Consider the following 10,178-nt stretch of genomic DNA (forward strand, 5'->3'; position numbering starts at 1 on the left):
GGAGGGGAGGGAGCTCCACCGGAGGCCCGTCGTCGCGGTTCCCCGTCGTGGAAGGAGCACCCATGAAGCCTGACCTGTCTTCGCTGTGGAAGCATTCCCGGAGCGTGCGCTGGCGTCTGCCGTTCGCGCTGCTGGCGTCATCCCTCGCGGTGGGCTGTGGCCAGCCCGAGCCCGAGGCCTCGGAGCCCTCCGCGCCCGTGGCGGACCCGGTGGCCACGCTGGACGCGGAGCTGGCGTCGGCGACCAATGATCCGGAAGACGCGCCCTCGCGCCCGGTGGTCGAGTCGCTGGTCGCCATCCCGCAGGGCGCGATGAGCAAGGCGACGGCGTCGGTGTTCGAGCTGAAGCTGGACGCGCAGCGCCCGCAGAACGAGCAGTTCCGCGGCAAGACGCTGGCGATGCTGGACGGCACCCAGCAGCTGCTCTTCCGCGATGACGGCCAGAGCGGCGACGCGGTGGCCGGAGACCTGCTCTTCAGCGCCAGCGGCACCTTCGACTTCGTGGCGCTCCAGGCGGAGCAGCAGCGCATCCGGGACGCGCAGGCCAGCTCCCAGGAGCCGCTCACGACGGCGGTGTTCGAAGGTCGCGCGCTGGTGCGCACCGTCCCGGTGACGGCGCTGAACAGCAGCGTCTTCCAGGTGGGCCAGCGCGTGCCCATCCGGCCCATTGGCCTGGCGACGCTGGTGGACCCGGCGCGCTCGCTCATCATCCGGGCGCCCTCGGTCGTCAACGACCCGACGCGCACCTGGGACCCCTGCACCAACGCGGGCAATCCCACGGGCAAGTGGACGTTCAACTACCTGATGACGGAGATGGCCAACCAGCCCTTCACGGGCGTGGCCCCCACCACCTTCGTGCGCGACTGGCTCAAGCAGTGGGAGACGCCGAAGAGCATCAACACCTTCGTCAGCCCCGCGCGCCCCAACATCGTGCCCAAGCTCGTCACCCCCTGGCCGAAGCTGACCACGGGTGAGCTGAACCTGGCGCGGTCGCCCTTCAAGCTCATCGCCATCGTGAACCGGCTGGACCTGGCCGGCGCGAACCCCGCCTACGGCACCGGCCGCGCGGGCGAGGGACGCTTCATCTTCGCCGCCACCGAGGGCACGGGCGCCTCCTGCCACACGGTGCCCTTCCTGGTCATCCTGGAGTACGGGGTGGACAAGAACGACTGTCTGTCCATCAAGACCTACGCGCAGCAGTGGCAGGCCCTGTCGGGGCTGGTGCTGGGCAGCCCCGCGTACAACGCGGCGCTGGAGGCCCTCACGGAGCAGTTCGCCAAGCGCGACCTGTCGCCGCGCAAGCCCAACCGCAGCTCCATCAACCAGGTGCGCACCAACGAGCTGTGGATCGGCTCGCCGTGGGAGCTGCGTGAGTTCCGCCTGTGGAACACGACCATCAACCCGAACTCGTTCGCCGCCCCTGGCCCCCTGCTGGCCCACCTCAACAGCCACACCGTGGCCCAGACGCCGGACCGGTCGACGAAGCCCACGGTGTTCGCGCCCTACGTGAATGGCAACGTGCCCGCCATCGTCGCCGTGCCGCCCACGTACACCGTCCCGCTGGTGTGGGCCGCCAGCGCGTTCCGCGGCGGTCGCTCCGTCGTCCCCGCGCCCTTCGCCACGCCCTTCTGGAACCTGCCCGCCGCGTCCATCCCCAACCGTCAGGCCCGTCACATCTTCTCGCTCAACACCTGTGACGGCTGCCACGGCGACGAGCTGGGCAACAACTTCACCCACGTGAACCAGACCGGCGGACTGTCGCCCTTCCTCAGCGGCCCGCTGTCCTTCCCGGACCGCGCGGACGGCGCGCCCATGCGCAACTTCAACGAAGTGCTGGCCCGCCAGACGTTCCTGGACCAGACGGCCAACCAGAGCTGCCTGACCCTGCCGTTCCTGAGCACCAGCGCGGCGGTCCACTAAGCGCCTTCCGCTGTGTGTCTTTCGCGGCCTCCGTTCCCACGTTGGGGGCGGAGGCCGTTGGCGTTTCTGGACCTCTTGCTCGCCTGTCTGCCCACCGTGCGAAGGGGCAGTGGGTGTCCTCTGGACCCACCCTGGACCCCCTGCCGACTTCCCCGGCCGGGGAGGCGGCACCACGTTTACCCGGCCCCGGGGTGCCCCTGTCTTCACAGGAGGAGCGCTTCAGGGGCGTGGGAGGCAGGCCGTGACACGAGCCGAATCAATACCGGGACGTCGGGCCCCGCGCGCGGGGCTCCGGCTGGGGGCCCTGCTGGGGGTCGTCTGGCTGTCGGCTGCATGCGGGCAGCGCTCGGAGGAGGCGACGGCACCCCGGACGCCCACGGTCGTGTCGCTGGGCCCGGAGAACGCCGTGCGCGTGGAGCCGATGACGCTGGAGAGCGGCCCTGTCATCTCCGGCTCGCTCCAGGCGCGGCGGGTGGCGAGCGTGCGGGCGGAGGTGGGGGGCAGCATCCTGGACGTGAAGGCGGACCAGGGGCAGGCCGTGAAGGAGGGGGAGCTCCTGGCGCTGGTGGAGGAGGGCACGCTGCGCGCGCAGGTGCTGGCGGCCAGCTCCACGGTGCGCGTGGCGCGCAATGCCTTGCAGGTGACGAAGGCGGACGAGCAGCGGCTCCAACAGCTCGTCAAACAGGGAGTCATCACCCGCCGCGAATTCGAACGCACGCAGCTGTCCCGGACGCAGGCGGAAGGGCAGCTCGCGGAGGCGCAGGCGCGGCTGAAGCTGGCGCAGGATCAGCTGGGCCGCACGCGCGTCACCGCGCCGTTCACGGGCGTGGTGAGCGAGCGGCAGGTGCACACGGGCGACATCGTCCAGCCGGGCGCGCCGCTCTTCACGGTGGTGGACCCCGCCACGCTGCGACTGGAAGCCTCCGTGCCCGCGGCGCAATTGGACCAGGTGCAGGTGGGCACGCCGGTGGACTTCCGCGTCAACGGCTACGCCGGCCGCCAGTTCAAGGGAGAGGTGGCGCTCATCAACCCGGCCGTGGACCCGGCCACGGGCCAGGTGCGCATCTACGTGCGCATCCCCAACAGCGAGCAGACGCTGCTGTCGGGCCTGTTCGCGGAAGGGCGCGTGGCGTCGCAGTCGAAGCAGGCGCTCGCGGTGCCGGTGGACGCGCTGGACACGCGCCAGGAGCCGCCCACCGTGCTGCGCATCACCGACGGCAAGGTGGAGCAGGTGGCGGTGAAGCTCGGCCTGCGGGACGACGTGGCGCAGTCCGTGGAGGTGAGCTCCGGGTTGAAGGCCGGGGACGTGGTGCTCCTGGGCTCCGCGCGCGACCTGACCCAGGGCACGCCGGTGAAGCTCACCGCGCCGCCCGAAAGACACAAGAAGCCCGCGGCCCCGCGGGAGGCCGCCGGAGTGGGCGGCGCGGGCAATGCGTCCGGAGCACCGGCGCCGGCCGGCGCCGCCGGCACGCCCACGCCTCCCCAGCAGACCCCGTAGGCGCGACCGCGCGCCCCACCTCTTCAGGCAGTGCAGGAGTGGTCCGTGTTCATCTCCGACTTCGCCATCAAGCGCCCCATCATCACCGTCACGGCGATGGTGGCGCTCGTCGTGTTCGGCATCGTCGCGCTCATCAACCTGGAGACGGACGAGTTCCCGGACGTGCAGCAGCCGGTCATCAACGTCACCATCGCGTACCCGGGCGCATCACCGGATACAGTAGAGCGTGAAATCGTCGAACCCATCGAAGACGCCATCTTCAGCATCTCCGGCGTGGACGGGAAGAAGACGACCTCCAGCTCCACGGACAGCCTGGCGAACTTCACCGTCTTCTTCGACTTCGAAAAGGACATCCAGGAGGCGTCACAGGACATCCGGGACGCCATCTCCAGCAAGCGCGCGGACCTGCCGCAGGAGATGGAGGAGCCCATCCTCACGCGCTTCGACCCGGCGGACCAACCCATCGTGTCGCTGGTGCTCACGTCCACCGCGATGGACGTGCCCGCGCTGACGCTCATCGCGGACCCCATGGTGGTGGGCGACCTGCGCTCGGTGCCCGGCGTGGCGCAGGCCACGGTGGTGGGCGGCGTGGACCGGGAAATGACGGTGCAGGTGAAGCCCGCGGCGCTCCAGGCGGCGGGCCTGTCGGTGGCGCAGGTGGTGGGGGCGCTCCAGGCGCAGAACCTGGCGGCGCCGGTGGGCCGGCTCAACTCCGAACTGCAGGAGCGCACCATCCGGCTCAAGGGCCGGCTGGAGACGCCGGAGGACTTCGCGCAGGTGCCCATCGCGGAGCGCAACGGGCGCACGCTGCGGCTGGGCGAAGTGGCGGACGTGTTCGCCGGCACCGAGGAGCCTCGCACCCTGTCGCTCTACAACGGCGCGCAGGCGGTGGGCATCGAGGTCATCAAGTCCAAGGGCTACAGCACCACGGAGGTCGCGGACGGCGTGCGCGAGCGCGTCAAGGCGCTCCAGCAGCGGCTGCCCGCCAATGCGCGATTGGAGATCGTCCGCGACGCGGGCACGCGCGTGGAGGACTCGGTGGTGAACGTGCAGGAGGCGCTGATTGAGGGCGCGCTCCTCACGGTGCTGGTGGTGTTCCTGTTCCTCAACTCGTGGCGCTCGACGGTGATTACAGGCCTCGCGCTGCCGGTGAGCGTGCTGGCGTCGTTCGTGAGCGTGTGGGCGTTCGGCTTCACGCTCAACACGATGTCGCTCCTGGGGCTGACGCTGGCCATCGGCATCCTCATCGACGACGCCATCGTGGTGCGAGAGAACATCGTGCGGCATGTGGAGATGGGGAAGGACCACTACACGGCGGCGCGCGAGGGCACGAACGAGATTGGGCTCGCGGTGGCGGCCACGACGTTCTCCATCGTGGCGGTGTTCGTCCCGGTGGCGTTCATGTACGGGGTGGCGGGGCAGTGGTTCAAGCCGTTCGCGCTCACCATCGCCATCTCCGTGCTGGTGTCGCTGTTCGTCAGCTTCTCGCTGGACCCGATGCTCAGCGCGTACTGGCCCGACCCGCAGGTGGAGAAGGGCCAGCGCAGGGGCTTCATCTCGCGCAACCTCGCGCGCTTCAACCACTGGTTCGACCGGCAGGCGGACCGCTACAAGGGCGTCATCGCGTGGGCGCTGGACCACCGGCTCGCGATGGTGCTGCTGGCGGTGGGCTCGCTCGTGGGCGCGGTGGCGTTGCAGGGCCTCTTCGGCGGCGCGGGCTTCGTGCCGGTGAGCGACCGCGCGGAGATCGAGATGCTGGTGGAGACGCCTGCGGGCTCCAGCCTGGACTACACGCGGCGCAAGGTGGAGGAGGTGTCCCGCCTCACGCGCGCGCACCCGGAGGTCGCGTACACGTACACGACCATCGGCGTGCCGCTGCCCCTGCGCTCGCCGGGCGTGGATCAGGCCCTGGTGTACGTGCGGCTCAAGCCGAAGGACGAGCGCAAGGCGAGCCAGGAGGTCCTGGGCAAGACGTTGCGCGACGAGCTGCGCGCGGTGGGTGGCGCGTCGGTGTCGGTGTTCACCAGCGGCTTCGGTGGCGCCATCAAGTCCATCCAGTTGGAGCTGCGCGGGCCGGAGTCCAGGGGGCTCAACGAGGTGGCGCAGCGGGTGATGAAGGAGGTGAAGCAGGTGCCGGGCGCGGTGGACGTGGGGCTGTCCACGCGCGGCGAGAAGCCGGAGCTGGAGGTGGAGCTGAACCGGGGCGTCGCAGGTCAGCTCAACGTGACGGTGGGCATGGTGGCGCAGTCGCTGCGGCCGGCCTTCGCGGGGCTGGACTCCGGGGACTGGGTGGATCCGATTGGCGAGACGCGCGACGTGATGGTGCGGCTGGCGCCCCAGTTCCGTGAGAACCCGTCGGACCTGGCCCAGCTCCCGCTGGTGATTGGCGCGGGCCCCACGGGCGCACCGGTGGTGGTGCCGCTGGGCCAGGTGGCGAAGGTGAACCAGACGATTGGCCCCGCGCAGATCGACCACCTGAACCGCGAGAAGGTCATCAACGTGCAGGCGAACGTGGCGGGGCGGTCGCTGTCGGAGGTGATGGGGGATGTGCAGACGCGCCTGAAGGCCGTGAACCTGCCGCCGGGCTACGAGCTGTCGTCGGGCGGCGAGTCGGCGGATCAGGAGGAGGTGTTCGGCCGGGTGTTCCTGGCGCTGGGCGTGGCGGTGATGTTGATGTACCTCATCCTCGTCATCCAGTTCGGTTCGTTCCTGGATCCGCTGGCCATCCTGATGTCGCTGCCGCTGTCGCTCATCGGCGTGGTGCTGGCGCTGGTGATTACCGGCGACACGCTGAACATCATGAGCCTCATCGGCGTCATCCTGCTGATGGGCATCGTGGCGAAGAACGCCATCCTGCTCATCGACTTCGCCAAGTGGCAGCACGAGAAGGGGATGCCCCTGCGCGAAGCGCTCATCGAGGCGGGGCGCATCCGCCTGCGGCCCATCATCATGACGACCTTCGCGCTCATCGCCGGCATGGTGCCGGTGGCGCTGGGGAGCGGCGAGGGCGGTGACTTCCGGGCGCCGCTGGGCCGCGCGGTGATTGGCGGCGTCATCACCTCCACGCTCCTCACGCTGCTGGTGATTCCGACGGTGTATGAGATTCTTTCGGACGGTCGGACGTGGATGACCCGCAAGCTGCGCAAGGTGTTCAAGGGCGACACGCAGGGGCACGGTCCGGTGCACGGAGGTGGTGAGCCGCGACCCCAACCGCAGGCCCGTCAGGACTGATGCGGGGCGGACCCCCGCGTCACCCCAGGGAACGGTTGGCGCTCCGCGCGCGGGGCCGTAGGGTCGGGGGGTGGAGCCTCCGTCCCCGCTGCCCGATTCGCACCGCTCGCTCGTCACCGAAGCCCTGGAGGCGCTGGGCGTCACCCGCTGGGTGCTGAGCCTCCACGACCCCAGCTTCCCCGGCCTCCCTGGCGAGGACCTGGGCCGGGGCTCGCCGTACTCCGAGGGCGCCGCGCGCTTCCTCGCCTTCGCCCGCGACCTGGGCTTCACCGGCATCCAGCTGGGGCCGCAAGGACAGACGAGCGCCCACAACCCGTCGCCGTATGACGGCACGCTGTTCTCGCGCAACACGCTCAACGTGGCGCTCGCGCCGCTCACGGATCCGCGCGGGCCCTGGGGTGCGCTGCTGTCCCCGGACACGCTGGCGCGGCTCGTCTCCGGAATGCCCGAACGCGGCGGGCCGGCCGCGCGCTACCACCACGCCTGTCGCTCGCAGGCCCAGGCGCTCCAGGAGGCCTGGGACACGTTCCGCCGGGAGCGCGCCCGCGCGGATGCGCCTGCGTCCATCGCGTCCCTGGCCCGGCGCTTCGCGGCCTTCCGCGAGGAGCACCGGGCGTGGCTGGAACCCGATGCCCTCTTCGATGTGCTCGGCGCGCAGAAACACACGCCGGACGACTGGCGCGACTGGGCGGATTCGCTGGACGGTCGGCTCTTCGCGCCACGCCCGGGGGAAGAGGCCCGCGCGGAGGCTCGCATCCGGGAGCTGCTCACGTTGGAAGCCGAAGCGGTGGAGCAGTACGCCTTCCGCCAGCTCCTCGTGGCGGAGCAGCACGGCGTCCTGCGCGAGCGCGCGGCCGGGTGGGGACTCAAGCTCTACGGCGACCTCCAGATTGGCTTCTCACCCCGGGACGCATGGACGCGGCAGGGGCTGTTCCTGCGCGCGTACTTCATGGGCGCGCCGCCCAGCCGCACCAACCCGGAGGGCCAGCCGTGGAACTACCCGGTGCTGGACCCCGAGCAGTACCTCACCCCGGATGGCGGGACGCCCGGGCCGGTGCTGCGCTTCATGGAAGCGCGGCTGGGCAAGATGCTCTCCGAGTACGACGGGCTGCGCATCGACCATCCGCACGGGCTCGTGTGTCCATGGGTGTACCGCGCGGGCGCGTCGGATCCGCTGCGCTCGGTGCAGGGCGGCGCACGCCTCTTCTCCTCGCCGGACCTGCCGGACCACCCGGAGCTGTCCCGCTACGCGCTCGTCGCTCCGGAGCAACTGGACCGCTCCCAGCCGCGTCACGGTGATGGCTGGGTGAAGTGGCTGACGCCCGAACAGGTGCGGCGCTACGCGCTCGTCTTCGACACCGTGGTGCGCGCGGCCCGTGAGCGCGGCAGGGCGCGGGAGGACGTGCTGTGCGAGGTGCTGAGCACGCTGCCCTTCGAGCTGTCCCAGGTGATGGCCCGCGACGGGCTGGGCCGCTTCCGCGTCACGCAGAAGGCGGACCTGAACAACCCGGCGGACGTGTACCGCAGCGAGAACGTAGCCCCCGAAGACTGGGTCATGGTGGGCAACCACGACACGAAGTCCCTCTGGCGACTTGTCTCGGAATGGCAGTGGAAGCACGCCCTGCGCGCCCAGGCGGACTACCTCGCGCAGCGGCTGCACCCCGAAGCGGAAGGGCGTGAAGCCTTCGCGCGGCAGCTCGCGCACGACCCGGGGCTGCTCGCGCAGGCGAAGTTCGCGGACCTCTTCGCCAGCCGCGCGCGCAGCGTGATGGTGTTCTTCGCGGACCTGCTGGGCATGCCCGAGACGTACAACGCCCCGGGCACCATCGACGCTCGCAACTGGTCGCTGCGCATCCCCCAGGACTGGGCCCATCAGTACGGGCAGCGCCTGCGCGCGGGCGCTGCCCTCAACCTGCCCCAGGTGCTGGCGCTGGCCCTGCGCGCGGGCGGGGCGGAGGCCCGCATCCGCCACGCGGACCTCCTCGCGCGCCTGGACCGCGCTGCCTCCCATCTTCGCGGGGGCGCATAGGTCGGGCGATGCGCCGCAGGTCGAAATGCGCCTGGAGCACCCAGCTCCCGGGGGGGGCCTGGGTCCGGAACGACAGTTCTCATTCCAAGAAGGTGAGGTCGTCTCGCATTGAAATCCTTCACGTTGAAAATCTTGTTCTAAGTGTTATCCGGCCTAAGCAACTCTAGAGAGGGCAAGGCGAGGACCGCATGCAGAATCATCGTGAGTGGGTGTTCGGGACGCATCGCGCGTACTTCGAGGAGCCGGACCTGTTGGTGATGAAGTTCGTTGGGCCCGCGAAGCTGGAGGACTCGCGCAAGGTGTTGGAGATCTGCGAGGCGGTGGGGACGAAGCAGCCGGTGTTCGTCATCTCCGACGTGTCGAGCGCGACCATCGAGAAGGACGCGCGCGAGCTGCTGGTGCAGCATGCGAAGTCGGAGTGGTTCCGCGGCCACATCTACCTGGGCACGGGCCCGCTGCAGCGCGCGGGCGCCAAGGCGCTGATGCTGGCCCTGTACTTCACCGGCAAGTGGACGGTGGACGTGGACTTCGCGGAGTCGGAGCGCGCCGCGCGTGAGCTCATCGCGAAGAAGCGCGCGCAGCCGCCGAAGGCTTGAAGGCGCCCGTCGCCTCAGTGCTGCACGTCCAGCACGAGGCGCGTGGGTTCTCGCAGCTCCAGCACCCGGAAGGGGGCACGCCGCGTGGTGCCCAGCACCCACGTCACCTCGCCCTCGAAGTCGCACAGGCGCGTCAGCTCCAGCACGGACGGGAGCGCGGGCTTGAACGTGCGCTGCGCCACCGTGGCCTGTCCCTCGTCGGTGTGGGCCTGCGCCAGGGTGAAGCGCACCTCCAGCGCGGCCTTCCCCGGGGGCGTCACGTCGTTGCCGGAGCCGCACTCCTGCACCGGCGTCTTCACGTACGCCAGGTGGTAGCCCGGCAGCCGGGGGCCCTCGAACTCGAACACGGTGCGGTCGTAGCCCGGGTGCGTGCCGGTGCGCACCGAACGCAGCGTGATGGAGGGCGGCTCGCCGCGCTTCTTCTCCACCACGTCCGTGGTCCACGCGCTGTCCGCGGCCAGGGGGCTGCTGCCCGCATCCGTCACCGCGCTGCCAGGGGGCGCCGTCGCGCTGCCCGGGGCCGGCTGGAGGCCCGCGTCCACGGCCAGCACGCGGTGCACGGGCGGCGTGGCGGCGGCGGTCCCTTCCCGGGGCACGGTGTTCGTCGGCGGCGTCACGGCCGGGACGTCCATGGGCACGGTCGGCGGCTCCGGCTTCTCACACCCCGCGCCGAGCAGGCCGCCCGCCAGTCCCAGCACGCACAGCCCCTGTCGCAGACGCATCCCGTTCCTCCTGCTTTCCTGTTGAACCCCGTCCCGCGGAGACTCCCGAGTCCTCGCACACCGTGCGCCCCAGGGCCATGGACAATGCATCCGTTCGCGCGCTCCCGGACAGGCGCCGGAGCCTGGTGGAAGCCCGCCGGGCCGTCCCCCCACCACCCGGTCGGGTTCACCGAAGTGCGTCCC

At 70.6% G+C, this 10,178-nt stretch carries 6 protein-coding genes; 5 read left to right on the forward strand and 1 reads right to left on the reverse strand.

Translation table 11 applies throughout. From position 1 onward, the window contains the following. Nucleotides 1-62 precede the first annotated feature (62 nt). The 5 genes from D7X12_RS34360 (at nt 63) to D7X12_RS34380 (ending at nt 9,273) form a co-directional block, all read left to right on the forward strand. Nucleotides 63-1,919: a hypothetical protein gene (locus tag D7X12_RS34360; protein ID WP_120629436.1), complete on the forward strand. Its 1,857-nt coding sequence runs from the start codon at nt 63-65 to the stop codon at nt 1,917-1,919. A 241-nt stretch (nt 1,920-2,160) separates the two neighbouring features. Then, the gene (locus tag D7X12_RS34365; protein WP_120629437.1) at nt 2,161-3,417 is read left to right on the forward strand and encodes an efflux RND transporter periplasmic adaptor subunit; all 1,257 of its coding nucleotides are present in this window, start codon (nt 2,161-2,163) and stop codon (nt 3,415-3,417) included. A gap of 45 nt (nt 3,418-3,462) precedes the next feature. Then, a complete protein-coding gene (locus tag D7X12_RS34370) occupies nt 3,463-6,648 on the forward strand; it encodes an efflux RND transporter permease subunit (RefSeq protein WP_120629438.1) in 3,186 nt (1,061 codons plus the stop codon). Nucleotides 6,649-6,718: 70 nt separating this feature from the next. Beyond that, entirely contained in the window at nt 6,719-8,677 is a 1,959-nt protein-coding gene (locus D7X12_RS34375) for a 4-alpha-glucanotransferase (protein ID WP_208719464.1), read from the forward strand. Nucleotides 8,678-8,865: 188 nt separating this feature from the next. Then, a complete protein-coding gene (locus D7X12_RS34380; RefSeq protein ID WP_120629439.1) occupies nt 8,866-9,273 on the forward strand; it encodes a hypothetical protein in 408 nt (135 codons plus the stop codon). A 14-nt stretch (nt 9,274-9,287) separates the two neighbouring features. Here D7X12_RS34380 and D7X12_RS34385 read toward each other — a convergent pair whose 3' ends face one another. Next, complete coding sequence (locus tag D7X12_RS34385; RefSeq protein ID WP_120629440.1) at nt 9,288-9,995, reverse strand: AMIN-like domain-containing (lipo)protein; 708 nt, start codon at nt 9,993-9,995, stop codon at nt 9,288-9,290. Between the last annotated feature and the right edge of the window lie 183 nt (nt 9,996-10,178).

This window comes from Corallococcus sicarius (assembly GCF_003611735.1).
Taxonomy (GTDB): Bacteria; Myxococcota; Myxococcia; order Myxococcales; family Myxococcaceae; genus Corallococcus; species Corallococcus sicarius.

What these genes read in the sequence shown, in the direction of transcription:
- D7X12_RS34360 (WP_120629436.1), top strand. Translation starts at nt 63, where the DNA reads ATGAAGCCTGACCTGTCTTCGCTGTGGAAGCATTCCCGGAGCGTGCGC.
- D7X12_RS34380 (WP_120629439.1), top strand. Translation starts at nt 8,866, where the DNA reads ATGCAGAATCATCGTGAGTGGGTGTTCGGGACGCATCGCGCGTACTTC.
- D7X12_RS34385 (WP_120629440.1), bottom strand. Translation starts at nt 9,995, where the DNA reads ATGCGTCTGCGACAGGGGCTGTGCGTGCTGGGACTGGCGGGCGGCCTG.